This is a genomic window from Candidatus Scalindua japonica, from assembly GCF_002443295.1.
In the GTDB taxonomy this organism is placed as follows: Bacteria; Planctomycetota; Brocadiia; order Brocadiales; family Scalinduaceae; genus Scalindua; species Scalindua japonica.
On sequence record NZ_BAOS01000028.1, the window covers coordinates 248,487 to 266,722 of the forward strand.

An 18,236-nucleotide genomic window follows, 5' to 3' on the forward strand; every position below is an offset into this window, starting at 1 on the left:
TTGTTTATAAGTGATATTTAGAAGGGGACGCTTAAATGAATTTAATCTTATTTTTGATCAGGAAGCTTACAGAAACTGAGGTATGGAAATCTGTATTTCGCCATGGTTATAAGGATACCCCCAGGAACAGGGCGCTTCAGACTATAAGTAATGTATGGTTGCATTTGCATCCTGTAAAGGTTCCAAAGCACGCTGTTAAGATTCGGTATACATGGTGTCTTGGCGGGCTGACATTCTTTATTTTCCTTTATTTAACAGTGACGGGTGTCCTGTTAATGTTTTATTATGTTCCGGATGTTAATCGGGCATATGCAGATATGATTGATCTGATGTATGTTGTCCCTCTGGGGAGGCTCTTGAGAACATCACATCGATGGGCAGGACATGCTATGGTCATAACAGTTTGCTTTCATATGTTGAGGGTGTTTCTTACAGGTTCTTATAAGGCCCCGCGACAATTTAACTGGGTATTAGGTGTACTGTTATTGGTTTTGACCTTTCTGCTTAGTTTTACCGGATACCTGTTGCCATGGGATCAGCTTGGATACTGGGCAATAATGGTTGGAACAAATATGGGCGCTGCAACCCCGGTTATGGGTTATCAGGGTCCTTTTGCTGATCTATTAGGTGTGAAGATTAATAACGATGTTCGTTTTGCTCTCCTGGGTGGTACGCAAATTGATGCTCCGTCATTACTGCGGGCATACGTGTGGCATTGCATAGGAATACCAATAATAGCGGGAGCGTTGATGATCCTACATTTTTGGCGTGTTAGAAAAGACGGTGGTATTTCAGGGCCTCTATAAATAGTTGGGAGAATTTATTTATGTCAAATCATGCAGATGCACAAGCTGCAAGCAATAAAAAAACGGAGAAGGTATTTTCTTGGCCGGATCTGGTTGCAAAGGAATTTATAGCAGCAATTTTGGTAACTGTTGTCTTGCTTGTTTATTCTTATTATGTTGATGCTCCATTAAGGGAGCTCGCCAATCCCGGGGAACCTGAGAATCCGGCAAAGGCGCCTTGGTATTTTCTGGGTTTACAGGAAATACTTGTCTATTTTGATCCCTGGATTGCGGGAGTTGTGGTCCCCAGCATTATAATTGTTGGGTTGATGGTAATTCCATATGTAGACGTAAATCCAAAAGGGAATGGCGGATACTGCTTCAGGGATAGAAAATTTGCAGTAACTGTTTTTATGTTCGGGTTTATTTTCTGGTATGTGCTTATAATAGTTGGTACATACATGAGGGGGCCGTTCTGGTCGTTCTTCTGGCCCTGGGAAACTTGGAGTTTTGATTTTCCAACTCCTCCACCGTTAATAAATCTGCCTAACTGGTTGGGTGTTTTTGCTCTTTTAGTATATTTCGGATTCGGAATGCTGATTCCGGCAGTTGCCTTCTGGAAGTTTGCAAAACAGCTCGGTTTTATCAGGTACAACATTACTATGAGTCTGTTTTTGCTTATGATGGGAGTAATTGTAAAGATTGCCTTGAGGCTTATGTTTAATATTAAGTATATATTACAAACACCCTGGTTTAACATTTAGGGATTCCGAAGACGATGATTGATTTATTTTTTTCTATTTTTTCGAGAGAAGTAAACAAATGAAAAAGAAATTATTTTTGTTGTCCAGTATATTGCTGCTGGTTAGCTCTTTTTTGTGGATACAGAAATTGCGAGAACCAGAGTGGAAGCAATATCAGGTAGAGTACTATGAGCAGAAGCGAAATGAAGTAGAGAAAAAGCTGCAAAATGCAAAGAAAGAAGAAGAAATTGCGGAATTAGAAGAAAAGCTCGCTAAGCTGCGAAAGCCTAAATATCAAGTTAAACAGATACTTCTTAAAGGTGATTATGGTTGGGCTCAACAAACTAACGGACAAAAAACGGATAGATGTATGACCTGCCATATTGATGAATCTAAATTGACAGCATCTCATGAAACGGTAGTTAAGGATTTTCCATTTGATATTTATGGTTGTACTGTATGTCATGGGGGAAATGGTCGTTCGCTTGAAGAAGAACATGCGCATCATGGTATTTTCAAACATAAGAGGGCGATGCGTCAAAGAGTGGAACATGCAGAAGTGCTTTTCGATATGTGGAATGAATTTGCTACCCTTTCCCTTGAAGATGATACGGAATGGAGTAGTTTTAAAGATCGTACAATCACAGGCGAAAAAGCGATTTATATGGGTAGCGGGAAATGCATGCGGTGTCACACAGGGCTTACCGCTCCGCATGTGGAAAGATGGAAGAGGGTAAAATTCGAAAGCTTTAATGTAATCAAAGAAGCTCCTGATTACATCAAAGGAGATGAGGAGTATAGGAAGAAATGTTATGAATGTCATACTACAGGCTACAACAAAGAGACGGGAACATATGAGGAGGAGGGTATAACCTGTGAAGCATGTCATGGTCCCGGTGAGGTATATGCGTTTTTTATGGATAGAGGCAAGGCAACTGAGGGTCAGAAAATAGCTAAAATCACTCCTGCCTATAACAAATGTGGCGGTACAGAAGGCTGCCATAGAAGTAGAAGGCATGAGATGAGGGTTAAATTCTTCAGAGATAGTAAGGAACATGATCCTTACGAGTGGTTTAATCCGAAGTATAAACGTATCATGAGTGAAGTCTCAGAGAAAAAGAAAAGTGTTGCTGTCGAGGACAGTGGTTCAAAGCTTCCTAAGCATAATATAAAGTTCGTCAGGTAAAGTCATAAGAGTTTATTGTAAAAATAACAGTAAGCAGCCTTAAGAGATTAAATTTTTTGTTCTGATATATATTTATGGATGTTTTATGTTTCGTTGTAATTTTTGATAAAAGAAAGGGAGGATTTTCATAATGGATCTTCTGAAAACGTGTGCGGTTGTGGTTTTCTTTTCAGTTTGTTGCACATTGCACTTTGCAAATGCGTCAACTGAACCGGATTATATGGGCGAATTAGACTATGTGGGTGCTGAAGCTGGCAAAGGAGCCTCTGCAGATGGTGTTGGAGGTCCTGGTTTAGAGCCTATCACTAAGAAGCAGCATGAAAGGGCTAAAAACTTTTATAGTACAGTCTACCCATCTGCTGCGGCCAGGGCGCTGTATAGCGATAACGTAGGATTGGAAAAAGGTGCTGGGCCATGGCAGGATTTCTATAAGCCTAAGCCATTACATATGTACTGGTTCCCTTCAAGGCATTATGTAAAGCCGGAAGGAACTTATTATGATCAACTTCTTGAAAAGTACAAGGCTGACCAGTGTATTGAGTGTCATGAAAAGGTCACACCTGGTATCGTTCATGACTGGAGGGCATCAACACATGCTGATCCGAAAAAGAGCGATTATTTTGCTATAAGAACAAGGCAGATTGAAGAGCTTATTGAGAGAGATCTGGATAAAGTTGATTGCAGCGAGTGTCACGGTAAAGACCATAACGAGCTTCATATGCCTACACCGGATATCTGTGGTAATTGTCATCCTAAACAGGTGAATGAATATTTAGATGAAATGGAGTACGGACGTCCTAACCATGTTGATACTTTTACCGCTAATGTTGTACCACCGTGGTATCCGGAATTAGCCAGGCAGGGTTATCTGACATCTATGTTTGGTTGTGACTACTGCCACGGAACAACAGAGAAGTGCGATATTTGCCACACAAGACATAAGTTTACTGCGGAGGAGGGTAGAAGGCCTGAAGCATGCATGAGCTGTCATATGGGCTTTGACCATCCGGATGCTGAGTCTTATGGTGAATCGAAGATGGGAATGATTTATCATATGGAAGGCGAGGAGTGGGACTGGGGCAAACCGCTTGGTGAAATTATACCAGGTAAGGACTATAGAGCACCTACCTGTCAATACTGCCATATGTATCAGTCAGAAGGGAAATTTACCCATACACTTGCTGCAAAGGGTATATGGCGAATGGGTACTGTTCCGCCGAAAAGTGTAGAATTTGAATCTTCTCTGAAGGCATATCCTTATGGGGTAAAGCTGCCGCCTCTTGATCACAAGCTTGATATATATTCAGAAGCAAATAGAAAAAAGAGAGAACAATGGATAGAGATGTGTTCAAATTGTCATAGTCCACGATGGGGTAGACTCTATCTTGAGAATCTGGATGATATGATGTTTGAGATGTGGAAAATGCAGGACAGGGCACATCTGATTATGGATGGTTTGGCCGCGGCCAATGCATTTGACCCTCCGGTATCAGAACGAGACCCATTCCCGATGGGCGAAGTCCTTGCGGATGCACTGGGCCCTGGATTGCTGGGAGAAGGTATTTATAACGCATTTAAAACCACTGGAGGCAAGGTGCCGGTATATGGTCCAATACTTGGAGTATACACTGTCTTTATGGCGGGAAGAAATAATCCTTCTCACATTGAGAATATCTATACCAATCTTTGGTTTGGGGATAAGGCTCACGCTTATAAAGGTACCGCTCACGTTCAACAGGATATATCCTGGTGGTACGGTGCATCAAAAGTTTTCCAGAGAGTAAATGAAATGGAAAGTGAGGCACAGAAGCTTTATCGTGCTATGGAAACTGACAATTTGCTAGGTAAAAAAGAAAGGAAAAGATCTGCAGGATTGATTGGCGGTATTATTGTTTTTGCCGGACTTTTACTCGTAGGGATGGTTGTTGCCGTTAGAATGAGAAAAAAAGATTAAGAACATAGAGTAAATATGCAGTATTACTTGTTGTTTAGTATAAAAAAAGAGGCGCTCGATATCGAGCGCCTTTTTTTTTGCAGTAAATTAAGATTATTAAAATAGTATTTATTACTAAACACATATAAAATTATTTAAGTATAAGCGTTTAGACAATAGCTTTATTAACCTTGATTTATAGAATAAATGCTAATAGAATCCAAATGAGAGGTTTTATAGGTTATTTAGAAACGGTCGGTAGATGAATGATAGTGATTTGTTACTTAAGAATGGTTCTATAATTGCGATAATAGGTGGCGGACCTGGGGGGAGTTTCTTTGCGCATTTTGCATCTCGGTATGCAAAAGATGCTGGCCTTAATGTATCTATAAAAATTTTTGATAGAAAAAGTTTCTGCCAGAGAGGTCCACGTGGCTGTAATATGTGTGCTGGGGTTATTTCTGAGAATCTCTTTAATAACCTGGAAAAAGAGAACATACATATTACCGATTTATGCGTACAAAGAAAAATAGAAGGTTATTGTTTTCAAACACAGGATGAGAGTGTCGCGCTTCACCATCCTGTTCCTGGTCACTCTTCTAAGATTGTTACCGTGTTTCGAGGCAATGGGCCGCTGCAGTCAGTACACGAAGGCAATATCAGCTTTGATGACTATCTGTTAAATCATGTAAAGGAGCAGGGAGTAGAGATAATTTCTGATATGGTTAAGGATTTCAGGTTGCCGTCCAGGAAAGGAGAGCCGGTAAAAATAATATGTGGTGAGCGACACTCTAAAAAAGAATTTGCTGCTGATCTTGTAGTAGGAGCTTTTGGCGTAAACACCGGAATGATGGAAAAGGTTAGTAATATGGGTTTTGGATACAAACCACCAAAGACTGTTCGAACGTGTCAATGTGAAATAATGCTAAGTCGTGAGCATATAGAAAAAACGTTTGGCAACAATGTTTTTGTTTTTGCTTTAGGTAAAAGGGAACTAAAATTTGCTTCTATCACACCAAAAGCAGATTATGTTACGGTTAATCTGGTAGGCAGAAAAGATTTAACAAGAAACAACCTGATTGACTTTCTTGACCACCCGACAGTAAGAAATTTGATGCCTGCAAAATGGAGAATTCCTAATAATTTTTGTATGTGTATTTCTAAGATTCCCGTCACTTATGCAAAGCACCCTTTTGCAGACAGGATAGTCGTTCTAGGTGATGCAAGTATTTCAAGAACCTATAAAAGTGGAATAGAATCCGCGTTTAATATGGCGAAAATGTCTGCTCATACAGCATTTAAGAATGGAGTGTCGGCAAAGTCTTTCATGAATGGTTATTTTAAACCGGCTAAAAAACTTCTGGCCAGAGACAATTTTTATGGAATATTGATGCTCAAAATTAATGATTATATTTCTTCGAACAGGCGACTCGCAAACAGACAAGTACAGTTAGTAAAATGCGACAATGATAAAAAAACAGCAAGTCAAATTAATGAAATACTCTGGAATATGCTTACAGGAAATGTGCCTTATAAAGAAATATTTTTTAAAGCAATGAGCTTACGTCTAATATCAAAAACGTTGCCGTTAAATCCTCTCTGCTGGAAAAGAAAAAAGAGAAATGTTTAAAGCAGCGATAAATAAGGGATTGATTGTTATATGAATGATAATGACTATTTCATAAAAGATGGCTCAAAGATTGTTGTAGTTGGTGGTGGGCCAGCAGGAAGTTTTTTTGCATATTTTGCGTTAAAAATTGCTAAGCAAAAAGGCATAGCTGTGGACATTACTATTTTCGAAGGAAAGAACTTTTCTCAAAAAGGGCCACGTGGGTGCAATATGTGTCCGGGAGTTTTATCGGAAAAACTTTATGGAGAACTGAAAAAAAATGATTTACTTCCGCCGGACAGATGTGTGCAGAAGGTGGTCAAAGGTTACTATTTCCATACTCATGATGGATGTGTAGAAGTTCAGAATCCAGCGCCATCCGTCGAAAAAAAAATATTAACGGTTTTCAGAGGCGATGGCCCCATGTTTTCACAACTATCTGAAAGTAAGAGTTTTGACAACTTTCTTTTGCGGCGAGCAGAAAGTATGGGAGCTAACGTTAGTTCTGATATTGTAAGCAATATAATATTTCCATCAGATAAGAAAGAACAGGTAAAAGTATATTTTGGGAAGAAAAGTTCCTGGAGAATAATGAATGCTGATCTTGTAGTGGGTGCGTTCGGATTGAATACCGGTATGCTGGAAAAAGTGAAAGGACTGGGGATTGGCTATATTCCGCCTAAAACTGTTAGAGCTTGCCAGGCCGAGATTTATGTTGGGAATAGAAATGATAGCAAAAACATTGATAGTAGAATCCGTATATTTTCATTAGGTATAAAACCAATTACGTATGCCTCTTTTACACCAAGAGGAGACTATATAACTGTTACGCTCGTTGGTAAAACTGATTTGAATAAAGAGCATTTGATAGAATTTCTTAATCACCCAGTTGTCCGCCGTACCTTCCCGGAAGAAGGCTGGAAGATGCCAAAAAACTATTGTATCTGTTTTCCCAAGATAAATATTACACAAGCCAGGCATCCATTTTCCGATAGATTTGTTGCTATTGGCAGTGCGGGTATTTCAAGATATTATAAGCATGGTATTGAGTCTGCTTTTATTAGCTCCAGGATAGCGGCAAAAAGTGTGTTTGAATCCGGTGTCTCTGAGGGCGCTTTCAGAAAAGGTTATTATAAACCTGTAATAAAGGTTTTTGGATCTGACAGTTTGTATGGAAGGTGGGTTTTTGGTCTTAATGATTATATCACTTCTAGAAAACGTATTTCTGCCGGTTATTTTTCATTCCTTAAGTCAGACAAAAAATTGCCTGTTTCCAAAATACAGATGCAGTTTTTGTGGAATATGTTTACGGGGAGCATTCCATTTAAGAAGTTGTTTATCAAGGTGTTCGATCCAATGTTACAGCTCAGATTACTCCCTGTGACTGTGATAGTCTGGAATAAACAGGCGTTTGAGTCTCTTTTCAGCGGCGGGAAGTTAAGACATGAAAAGAGATTAAATATCCTTGCAAATAAGGGACTTGGCCCGCTTGAAGATGGTCAGACAGTGGTTGTCATTGGTGGAGGTCCCGGTGGGACGAGTTGTGCAATTACGCTTAGCAAATTGGCAAAGAGACGCAACATTAATTTAAATATAGTGTTGTATGAAGGTAAGGATTTTGAGAAGGATGAACAGTTTAATCCATGTGTAGGAGTGCTGTCTCCACCCATAGAAGAAATATTACAGAGTAAATTAGGAATTCCATTTCCACACGAACTTGTATTGGAAAAGATTCCCGCATATTATCTGCATTCTGATGACGAAGATATAAAGTTAGAAAGCGATGGTGAAATGTCATGTGCGGTACATAGAATATTATTTGATAATTACCTTTTACACTGCGCGAAAGATGCTGGGGTAAAAATAATTCATGGTAGAGTGACAAATATTGACGTTGAGCCTAGTGGGACAATGGTCTACAGTGAAAGGGACAATAGACGGGCAGATGTAGTTGTTGGGGCGTTTGGTTTGGATGAAGGGGCGTGTAAGGTTTTTGAAACGGCTACACATTATCGAACAGGTCGTTATATGAGCACTATTTTAACCAAATTTTTTCCTGAAAAAGAAGAGATGGAGAAGTTTGGAAACTGTATACACGCTTTTATTCCCTTGCTGAGAGGTATAGAGTTTGGCGCCATAACTCCCAAGATTGACCATCTTGATATTAATATTGCCGGTTCAAAAGTCAACTGGCGTATGATGGATAATTTTCTTTTGATGCCTCAGGTTACCAGGGTTTTACCCTCTAATTTTGCCATGCAGAGACACGAATTGTTTTATAGTCGATGGCAGTTTCCAACATCCCCTGCAAAAAATCTCTTTGGAGATAGATATGTTACTGTTGGAGATGCGGCAGGTATTATTCGAGCATTTAAGGGGAAAGGTGTGAATACTGCTTGTCTGACTGGGATAAGGGCGGCAGAGGTGATGATGGACGTGGGTATATCAAAAGAAGCTTTTAAGGATTATTACAATAGTTTTTCTGATATAACCCACGATCTTCCTTATGGAAAAGTCATTAGAATGCTCGCGGGTTTCAGCGCACATTACGGGCTTTTTAGCCCAATGATTCGATTGGCAAAGGAAGATAAGAAATTCAGGACGGCCTTTTTCAATTCCGTTGCGGGGAGTAAAATGTTTAAAGATATAATATTTGAAACTATTAGCTTGCAATTATCATGGAAAGTTGTGAGAATTCTTGTAGCATGGCTTCTGGGAAGGCTCTCTTTTATGTCATGGGTTATAAAACCTATAAGTAAGGTTTTAACTAATAAACGAACATGATGGTAAAAAATGAAAAAAAAAGAAATTTACATTTTAGAGATCTTTAAGAAAAAAAAGCCTTTAACTATAATCCTTGAACACCTGAGTTCCTTGTTGAAGGCTATTGAAATCAAATCAATAAAAAAGAAAATGATTCTTGTGTTTTTAATCCTGGCCCTCATTCCTCTGTTGGCAATGAGGCTGTGGGTTTATCCTAAAGCACAGGATGCGTTGCAAATGTCTTTAGTACAGAATCTGCAAAGTGTTGGGCATAAGCAGGCAGAACTTATCAAAGGTTGGATTGAAGAAAGAAAGGGTGATGTGAGGGTTATTGCTGAGAACCCTTTTACACTGCTTGCATCCAGGATAGAAACGAATGATAAGCGGTTCTGGCGTCTTTTGAGATATACTCACTACATAAGATACGAGTATGGTTATAAGGAGGTTCTTATAAGTGATACAGAGGGTATAGTCCATGTCTCCACACAAAAGGGAAGAATAGGTGCAGATGTATCTGGTCTGGAATATTTTAAAAAGGCGATGAACGGAGAGACATTCGCGTCACAGATATTCCCTTCAAAGGAACTCGTTGAAAATAAATTCGGCAGGATGGAAACAGGTGTTCCGACTATGGTGGTTGCAACTCCGATTACTGATCAGAATAAAATAATGGGTGTTGCATGCCTCAGGGTTGACGTGCAAAAAATAAGTGAATTAATGCAAAGTATAAAATTGGGTGAGAGTGGCGAAACATATCTTGTTAACAAGCAGGGATATATGATAACAGAATCTCGATTCGCAACTGATTTAAGGAATAGGGGTTTGATAGAATATGGCACAACTCTTGAATCTAAACTAATTAACCCTGAAACAGGAAAATTGACAAAGTCTGTTGCGGAGTGTCTGAAAGGGCACACAGGTTCTGATGGAGAGGGCTATGTGGATTATCGTGGTGTGAAGGTTATAGGTTTCTGGCAATGGGTCCCGGAGTTGGATTGGGGTGTAATTGCTGAGATTGATTACAAAGAAGGTTATATAGAGGTTAACAGGCTTCGCAAGAATGTTAATACGATTATGATTATAGTCTCTTTAGGAGTAGTGTTACTTGCTGTTTTTATGGGACAAAGAATGGTGGCCCCCATCCTTTATCTAACAGACGCGACAAGAAAAATGAATGCTGGTGATCTTACTCAAGAGGTAGATATTCATACCAGAGATGAAATTGGTGAGCTTGCAGTTTCTTTCAATATGATGACCAGGACCTTAAAAAACAGAAACGAGGAGCTTCAGTCATCTAATATTTTTATGGAATCAATGTTTGATGCCATAAGAGATCCCATGACAGTCCTGGATAAAGATGGGACTATTAAACAGGTTAATAAGGTCGCAATTGATACCTATGGTGAGGATATTATCGGGAAGAAATGCTTTTCTGTTTATAAAGGCCGGGAATCTATTTGTGGCCATTGTCCTACAATGAAGTCAATTGAAACATTGGAGCCTGCTACGGCGGAGCACTATGTGGAAAGGGACAAAAAATACGTACTTATTTCTTCTTATCCTATCTTAAATAAAGATGGAAAACTAGAATCAATAATAAAACTTGTTAGAGATATAACGGAACAGAAGAAGCTTGAAAAGGAACTCCAGGATTATACCGCGAATCTGGAGAAGACCGTTGAGGAAAGAACAAGAGATTTAAAATCTACAAATGAAGAGCTGAAGCAACGAAGTGTTGAGATCGAAAAAGCCAATGAGGAGTTGCGTAGCCTTGATAAGATGAAAGACGTAATGATCCGAGATGTGACTCATGAATTAAAATCACCGGTAGCACAGGTTCAAATGGCCATAGATCTCTGGACTAATGAGGCAACTAAGGAAAAAGTAGATAAAGAGAAGGGGAAAAAGCTAAGTAAAATAATCTATGACAATATTCAGAGACTGAAGAAAACAATTCAAAGCATTTTGGATTTGTCAGTATTAGAGTCTGGTCGTGTCGCATATCAAAAGGAGGCTTTGGACCTGGAGGTGTTGGTACATCAAACAGCAGAAGGGTTAAAATTAATAGCCGAGAAGAAAAAGTTGATATTAACAACGAGGATTCCTGACAAACTTCCGAACGTGTTTGGAGATAGAACAGAGATTACAAGGGTTGTCTCAAATTTAATAGATAATGCTATAAAATACTCTGAAACTGGAGAAATAATAGTCTCTGCTGTGAGAAGGCCCAGGGAGGTAGAAATAGCAGTTAAAGATCAGGGGATTGGCTTGATTACGCCAAAGGGAAGTTTTGATAAGCTATTTAGTAGATTCTACCAGGAAAGAGCAAGTGCTGACGGTTCAGGAGTGGGTCTTGCTATCTGTAAAAAGATTGTAAACGCTCATGGTGGGAAGATCTGGGTTGAAAGTGAAGGCAAGGGAAAAGGTACAACATTCAAGTTTACATTGCCGGTAATTACAGATGAGAAAACAAAACGGGATACCTCAAGTTCAAATCCTGAAGAAGTGTCGTGATTTTAACTATGGAAATTTCCATTACGATTTGTATAGTATACCACTTGAGGGTAAGGTATTTGTCTCTTCAATAATTACGGTACGTAAATACATAAATGAAAGAAAGGAGAACAGAGAATGGGTAAGACAATAATGATAGTTGAGGATGAACAGGCATTTCATGATCTTTATTCCATGATGCTGGAAGACACGGGTTATGAGATAGTGCGTGCATACGACGGAGATGAGGCTTTGGCAAAACTGGAAGAGAAGAAACCCGATTTAATTATCCTCGATATACTTCTGGACCTGGTAACCGGAGATACATTCTTTCTTTATATAAAGGGTATGCCTGAATATTCTGATATTCCGGTTATTATATGCAGCAGTTTTTCACAAAAGGCATACAAAAATTTAAAGGATATGGATCCGAATCTTGTCTTTCTTGAAAAACCATTTACCAAAGAAAAAATGATTGAAGAAATTACGGCTAAGATAGGATAAAGGAAATATGACGTGCCTGTAAATAACGGTTTAAATCGTTTAAACCGTTCAATCAGTATTCGTTCCAGGGCTTCGGTACCTGATTGCGGTTTTGCTGTATGTAGTATTAGGCCATGTTTGAAAGTCGTTTGAGATAACTGATAAGCTTGAAGCAAAAGCTTGTCAGTTTTGTGTAATAATAACAACTCGGTTTTTCTACTGTTATTTTGTCGCCAACACAGAGTTGTCCTCCCTTAATGACTCTGCAGCGTATTCCGCCCTTATCATTCATTGCGTCTCTGGCGCCGAGGCCAATCTTCTTTTCCATGTTATTGCATGGATTGCATTTTTCTTCTACGTAAACAAGTATTTGGCCTATACGTAAATTTTTAGTGATCAATTCGTTCAGTTTGATACCTTTAACCACAATCTGTCGCCTGCTCGCACCAGCAGGAACTTCATAGCCAAGTTCACGGGACATTTCATCTATAACTTCGGTTTCCACTAAAGTGATTTGTCCAATCTGAAATGTATCTGAACGGTAATCACCTACTATTCCAAAATTTGAACGAACAGCAACGTGATTACAGATTTCAGCGGCAGCATTTCGCTTTCGAACAATATGAATTGAGATCACTTCAGCCATATTTGTTTTTCTGTTTTTTGGGTTTTCAATTTAATAATCAGCCAGCTTGCAAAGCAGCCGATAATATAGTGAGGGAAGTCCCACCATACAAAGGTTGTCCCGATTAAAGTACGGCCTGTAAATGTAGAGCGTATATATTCAAGAAATATAGGGTGCCATAATTGCAGACATTCAAGAAGGCAGGTGGCCCCAAAAACTGAGCATGTTACCCAAAATGCAGTAGCATAAGGAAAAAACAAAATTACAACAAAACACCAGAACATTTCGTAAAGGATACCACCTGCATAATAATTAAACCACCACGAGCATGGTCCAGTATAAAATTTACTGGCAAGGCCTGACGGGGTTATTATGAGAAGTAATATGAAACTGTAAAAACGTGGTACCCTGGCGCTGTTAACATTACCCTTGCAAATCATTCTCATGCCCTTTGGAAAAATACACAATAGATTATTATATCGTGTAATACAAAATTATGTAAAATTATTTTTTGATTATATTTGTCTGTCGTGAGGCAATAATTTTTCTTGTTGATTCGTAGGTACGGTTGATTTAGAATTAAGTGATATATACCAGTTAAAATCTTTTTAATATAGATGTAATGGGAAAAATTGAAATTAAGGAAGAGAGATGCAAGGGTTGTGAGCTTTGCATCGATGTTTGTCCTTATGGGCTTTTGAAGATGTCTGTTGAGGTTAATCATTATGGCTATCACACCGCACAATTTGTTAACGGTAATGGTCAAAAATGTACTGCGTGTAAATTTTGCGGTTTGATGTGTCCGGACTTTGCGATAGATGTTTACAAATAACTTTAATAACTTTGCTTTTGATAATTGTTCTAAAAACTGCCGTACCATTTCAACTAAGTAAAACAGTTCATTGCTATTCTCACGCATGTTACTCTCGTAGAAATCGCCTTTTTAGGTAAAAGTTTCTTGCCTTGCTAATATTTACTGGTATGATTGCTTAATGCATATTCTATTTAGTATTTCAAAGCTGATAACACTTCGACTTCTCTCCGTGTGAAGTCATCCTGATCGGAGTCGAAGGATAATCTCTTGTCACAAAGGACTTAATTTAAATGTTTAAATCTACAACCATATTATCGGTAAGACATAAAGACTCTATAGCTATAGGTGGTGACGGACAGGTTACTATGAGCTCCTTTATAGTTAAAAAAGAGGCCTGTAAGATCCGGAAATTATACCATGAAAAGGTTTTTGTCGGGTTTGCCGGGTCGGCGGCAGATGCATTTGCTCTGATGGAAAGGTTTGAATCTAAATTAGAGAAATATCAGGGTAATGTGCTTCGGAGTGCACATGAACTTGCTAAAGACTGGCGTACTGATAAGGTTTTAAGAAAGCTGGAGTCACTGTTAATAGCTGTTGATAAAGATTGCTCTCTCCTTGTTTCCGGTAGTGGAGAGATAATTGAACCGGATGATGGGATTCTGGGTATAGGTTCCGGTGGACAGTTTGCTACCGCTGCGGCAAGGGCGCTTGTAAAACATTCTGAACTTAGTGCAAAACAGATAGTAGAGGAGGCACTAAAGATAACAGCAGATATATGTGTATATACAAATGCAAATATACGTGTGGAGGAGATTAAGTGAGGGAGTTGACACCTAGGAAGATAGTTGAGGAATTAGATAAATATATAGTTGGTCAGAAGGAGGCAAAGAGAGCAGTTGCGATAGCAATAAGGAACCGGTGGAGGAGATTGCAGCTTTCTGATGAACTACGTGAGGAGGTTATGCCCAAAAATATTATAATGATAGGTCCTACCGGTGTGGGAAAGACTGAGATTGCACGCAGAATAGCAAATTTAGTCAAAGCGCCTTTTCTGAAGGTGGAGGCTTCTAAATATACAGAGGTTGGTTATCACGGACGTGATGTAGAGTCGATGATAAGAGATATCGTAGAAATTGCTGTTAATATGGTGCGGACAGAACAGATGGAAAAAGTAAGCGTGAAGGCAGATATGAATACAGAGGAGAGATTGCTGGATCTGCTGCTCCCATTACCTGAAGCTAAAGAAGAGGTAGCTGTCGTTAGAGGGGAAGGTGAAGACCGGGATGTCGATAAGGGGGGTACGGTCGTCGAAAAGAGGGAAACAACTCGCGAAAAATTCAGGAATAAGTTGAGACAGGGTAAACTTGAAGATCGTATGGTGGAGATTAAAACACAGGAGAAACCTGTTGTTATGCAGGGGATTGTTGCAGGAATAGAGGAGATAGGAGTCGATTTTCAGAATGTAATTGAAAAGATGATTCCACCAAAGACACAGGTAAAAAAGACGCCGATAAGTGATGCCCGAAAAATTATTAAACAGGAAGAAGCCGAGAAACTGATAGATAAGGAAAAAGTTACAAAGGATGCGTTGCATCGTGCTGAAAATATGGGGATAGTATTCATAGACGAGTTGGACAAGGTCGCAAGTCGTGAATCAGGTCACGGCCCCGATATATCACGCGAGGGAGTACAGAGAGATATCTTGCCCATTGTAGAGGGTTCTACTGTTGTAACCAGATACGGCATGGTTAAGACTGACAGGATTCTGTTTATAGCTGCCGGTGCGTTTCATGTTTCAAAGCCCTCAGATCTGATTCCTGAGCTTCAAGGTAGATTTCCAATAAGAGTTGAGCTGAAAGATTTAGGAAAAGAGGAGTTTATCAGGATTCTTACAGAGCCTAAAAACGCATTGATAAAACAATATACCGAACTTCTGAAAACGGAGAAAGTAAATCTCCAATTTAACAAAGATGCGATTGAAGAGATAACCGATGTGGCAGTTAAAATAAATAAGCGAAGTCAAAGTATCGGTGCCAGGAGACTGCATACGGTAATGGAAAAATTACTGGAAGACGCCTCTTTTGATGCTCCGGACCTGGATGATAAGAATATTGTTGTTGATGCAGAATACGTACAGGATAAGATGAAAGATATTGTAAAAGATGAAGACTTAACGAAATATATTCTGTAGTTGGCAGATTTTCGAATTAATGAAAAACTTGCCAGTTGTGAACTCTTCAAACAAGGCATATTCGGCTTATTTATTTGCCTCCTCAGTAGAATCTGGATGTCCTTCGGAGCTTTTGACAACTTTTAAATAAGGTTTCCAAAGATCACTGCAAATTGCCATTAATTGCTCAGATCGCTTCTTGCCAAAATCAATAAAGAATTGCAATTATGTTAGGTAATAGTTTAATGACAGTCGAAACAAAGGGAAATTACAAATCCGGGTTTGTAACGATATGGGGACGGCCAAATGTAGGTAAGTCTACACTTCTTAATATGCTTATCGGGGAAAAGGTGGCTATTGTTACGCCGCGGCCGCAGACAACACGTAATAGAATTTCCGGGATATGTGAGACGGAAGAGGGGCAGATTGTCTTCCTTGATACGCCGGGAATTTTGAAGCCAAAACAGAAGCTGGACGAATATCTGGTGAAGTCAGCGCGTTCCTGCCTTAGAGATGCTGATGTGGTCTTATTTGTTGTAGATGGCACCACAACCCCGCATAGTGATGATAAGCGCGCCGCAAAACTGATACGTAATATTGATAAAGACGTTCTGCTGGTTGTCAATAAGATAGATATTGCGGACATTCCAAACCTCGACGCTATTATAGCGGAGTATAAAAAACTCGGAAATTTTAAGGGAGGTGTTGCTGTTTCTGCTGTTACGCAGATCAATATTCCTATACTGATAAAAAAAATATTTGAATTAATGCCGGAGAACTCTGCCTACTATCCGGAAGGTACTGTCACAGACCAGCAGGATAAACTTGCAATTGCCGAGCTTATCCGGGAACAGGTACTATTGTCCGTTAGACAGGAGATACCACATGGAGTGGCTGTAGTGGTAAAGGAGTTCGAGTCAAGAAATGATGAACTTGATTATATATCGGCGAATATATACGTCGAAAAGCAGGGCCATAAATTGATTGTTGTCGGTGGGAATGGGCGAATGCTTAAAGAGATAGGAAGGAAGTCTCGGGAAGGTATCGAGGGGCTTTTCGGTAAAAAAGTTTATCTGGATCTCTGGGTCAAGGTCAGCAAAAACTGGCGTAAAGATGAGGCGGCATTAACACGCTTTGGATACAAGTGAGGGATTAAATGTGGAATAGAAGATTTTCTACAAGGATTACTGTTTCGATTGTTGCACTCAGCTTGGTGATCGGTTTGTTCTGTATATCTGACTCTTTTGCAAACCAGCCGTGCTTTAAGTGTTGTGGAAGTGGAATATGGCATGTAGACAACAACATGCCCTGCAGCGGCAAAAGTTGTAGTTATTGTGTAAAATGTGATGGCTGTCGCGGCTCGGGACAAATCTCAGATTCGGTAGAACGTTGTGAAGATTGTAAGGGACTGGGGCACGTTCATAAAAACAGTAAAAAGGTCTGTACATACGCAGGGTGCAAATATTGTTCTCCGTGTAAATCATGTAAAACAAAAGGTTGGAAGTAAGACAATGCTGTGAAAAAACATGATAACCGTTTATGGGAAAAACACCTGGCTATTTGTAGCGGTTTGATTTGTCAGACCCGTGTTTGTGAGGTACGATAAATCGTTCTGCTAAACCAAAAAACAAAAATTTCTATTTTATACAGTAAGGAGTTGAAAATGAGCTCTCGTATCAGAATTTTATTTCTTGTATGTTTAAACCTGTTTATTGTGTCTAGTGTATTTGCAGATAACATAAATAGATCATATATAAAACTGGTTAATTCACCACTTATTAATCTGCCAAATCGTCATGTACCGTTTGATAGTGTTCTAACCGGAGGTCAACCGACTCTAGACCAATTAAAACAGGCTGCTGAAACAGGGTTTAAAACAGCTGTTAATCTGAGGACTGACAAGGAATTACCTGACCCTGACCAGGAGAAGGCCTGGGTTGAAGGGGTCGGAATGAAATATATTCACATTCCCATTGCAGTAACAGAGGGATTTACTCCGCAGAATGCAAAGATATTTGCGGATGTACTATCAAAACCGGAAAACTATCCGTTAATTGTTCACTGCAAAAGTGGGGAACGTGTTGGAGCTATGTTTGCGCTAAAAGCATTTCACATTGATGAAAAGGAGGTAGAAGAAGCGCTCTTGATCGGAGAAAGAGCGGGGCTGATTAAACTTGCTTCTGTTGTCAGGCAGATATTAGAGCGCTATAAGAAATAGAAACACTCATTTCACAGATTTACACTGTCCTGATCTAATCTTGTTTCGATGTTGGTCAAGCTTCATTTCCTTCCAGAAGCATCCGGTTAGGCTTTTGCGTATACCGCTTTTGTCATACCCGCCCGCCTGTACCTATTCGGGCAGGAATTCCTTTATCGGGTATCTATGTGACTGGTTCAATCTGAATTCCCGCTTAAACTTGTCCTCGCATGGTTTAAGCGGGGAGCATGCCTGCCTGAATAGGTTCCCGTCCCTGCCAGAACAGCACCCGCCAGAATGACACTCGCCAGACTGATATTGTCGGGCTGGCCGGGCAAGAAGAACGGATAGAAAAAATACGAAAAATAAAATTGTTAAAAATAAAACAAAAGATAATCATAGTCGCTGTAGGGTGGGCACTGCCCACCAAAAACA

Annotated in this window: 15 protein-coding genes; 13 read left to right on the forward strand and 2 right to left on the reverse strand. The window is 39.6% G+C overall.

The window, feature by feature from the left end; all coding sequences use genetic code 11:
- Positions 1-35: 35 nt before the first annotated feature.
- From SCALIN_RS15645 to SCALIN_RS15680, 8 genes are all read left to right on the forward strand, one after another.
- On the forward strand, positions 36-806 hold the full coding sequence (locus SCALIN_RS15645) for a cytochrome b N-terminal domain-containing protein (RefSeq protein ID WP_096895391.1): 771 nt from the start codon (positions 36-38) through the stop codon (positions 804-806).
- A gap of 20 nt (positions 807-826) precedes the next feature.
- Positions 827-1,549 carry a cytochrome b family protein gene (locus SCALIN_RS15650; RefSeq protein ID WP_096895392.1) on the forward strand — a complete coding sequence of 241 codons (723 nt, stop codon included), beginning with the start codon at positions 827-829 and terminating at the stop codon, positions 1,547-1,549.
- Positions 1,550-1,607: 58 nt separating this feature from the next.
- Positions 1,608-2,714 carry a multiheme c-type cytochrome gene (locus SCALIN_RS15655; RefSeq protein WP_096895393.1) on the forward strand — a complete coding sequence of 369 codons (1,107 nt, stop codon included), beginning with the start codon at positions 1,608-1,610 and terminating at the stop codon, positions 2,712-2,714.
- Between the two features lie 130 nt (positions 2,715-2,844).
- Positions 2,845-4,668 carry a multiheme c-type cytochrome gene (locus tag SCALIN_RS15660; protein WP_230406634.1) on the forward strand — a complete coding sequence of 608 codons (1,824 nt, stop codon included), beginning with the start codon at positions 2,845-2,847 and terminating at the stop codon, positions 4,666-4,668.
- Positions 4,669-4,909: 241 nt separating this feature from the next.
- A complete protein-coding gene (locus SCALIN_RS15665; protein ID WP_096895394.1) occupies positions 4,910-6,277 on the forward strand; it encodes an NAD(P)/FAD-dependent oxidoreductase in 1,368 nt (455 codons plus the stop codon).
- A 30-nt stretch (positions 6,278-6,307) separates the two neighbouring features.
- Positions 6,308-9,040 carry an NAD(P)/FAD-dependent oxidoreductase gene (locus tag SCALIN_RS15670; protein WP_096895395.1) on the forward strand — a complete coding sequence of 911 codons (2,733 nt, stop codon included), beginning with the start codon at positions 6,308-6,310 and terminating at the stop codon, positions 9,038-9,040.
- A gap of 9 nt (positions 9,041-9,049) precedes the next feature.
- Positions 9,050-11,533, forward strand: a complete 2,484-nt coding sequence (locus tag SCALIN_RS15675) for a sensor histidine kinase (protein WP_096895396.1) — start codon at positions 9,050-9,052, stop codon at positions 11,531-11,533.
- A gap of 117 nt (positions 11,534-11,650) precedes the next feature.
- Positions 11,651-12,016 (forward strand): response regulator, encoded by a 366-nt coding sequence (locus SCALIN_RS15680; protein WP_096895397.1) that lies wholly within the window; start codon positions 11,651-11,653, stop codon positions 12,014-12,016.
- A gap of 106 nt (positions 12,017-12,122) precedes the next feature.
- On the opposite strand, the gene SCALIN_RS15685 is transcribed toward SCALIN_RS15680, so the two are convergent.
- Together SCALIN_RS15685 and SCALIN_RS24100 are read right to left on the reverse strand one after the other, a co-directional pair.
- Complete coding sequence (locus SCALIN_RS15685) at positions 12,123-12,641, reverse strand: MOSC domain-containing protein (protein WP_096895398.1); 519 nt, start codon at positions 12,639-12,641, stop codon at positions 12,123-12,125.
- Entirely contained in the window at positions 12,629-13,066 is a 438-nt protein-coding gene (locus tag SCALIN_RS24100; RefSeq protein ID WP_420885439.1) for a ribosomal maturation YjgA family protein, read from the reverse strand. Before SCALIN_RS24100 ends, SCALIN_RS15685 begins: the two co-directional genes overlap by 13 nt.
- A 176-nt stretch (positions 13,067-13,242) precedes the next feature.
- Between SCALIN_RS24100 and SCALIN_RS15695 the strand changes: the two genes are divergently transcribed.
- The 5 genes from SCALIN_RS15695 (at position 13,243) to SCALIN_RS15720 (ending at position 17,822) form a co-directional block, all read left to right on the forward strand.
- Positions 13,243-13,452, forward strand: coding sequence for a 4Fe-4S dicluster domain-containing protein (locus SCALIN_RS15695; protein ID WP_096895400.1), 210 nt, complete (start codon positions 13,243-13,245; stop codon positions 13,450-13,452).
- Positions 13,453-13,724: 272 nt separating this feature from the next.
- Positions 13,725-14,255, forward strand: a complete 531-nt coding sequence (gene hslV, locus SCALIN_RS15700; RefSeq protein WP_096895401.1) for an ATP-dependent protease subunit HslV — start codon at positions 13,725-13,727, stop codon at positions 14,253-14,255.
- Positions 14,252-15,625 (forward strand): ATP-dependent protease ATPase subunit HslU, encoded by a 1,374-nt coding sequence (gene hslU, locus SCALIN_RS15705; RefSeq protein WP_096895402.1) that lies wholly within the window; start codon positions 14,252-14,254, stop codon positions 15,623-15,625. Before hslV ends, hslU begins: the two co-directional genes overlap by 4 nt.
- 224 nt (positions 15,626-15,849) lie before the next feature.
- Entirely contained in the window at positions 15,850-16,752 is a 903-nt protein-coding gene (gene era, locus SCALIN_RS15710) for a GTPase Era (protein WP_162532358.1), read from the forward strand.
- 515 nt (positions 16,753-17,267) lie between these two features.
- Positions 17,268-17,822: a protein tyrosine phosphatase family protein gene (locus SCALIN_RS15720; protein ID WP_096895405.1), complete on the forward strand. Its 555-nt coding sequence runs from the start codon at positions 17,268-17,270 to the stop codon at positions 17,820-17,822.
- Positions 17,823-18,236 lie beyond the last annotated feature (414 nt).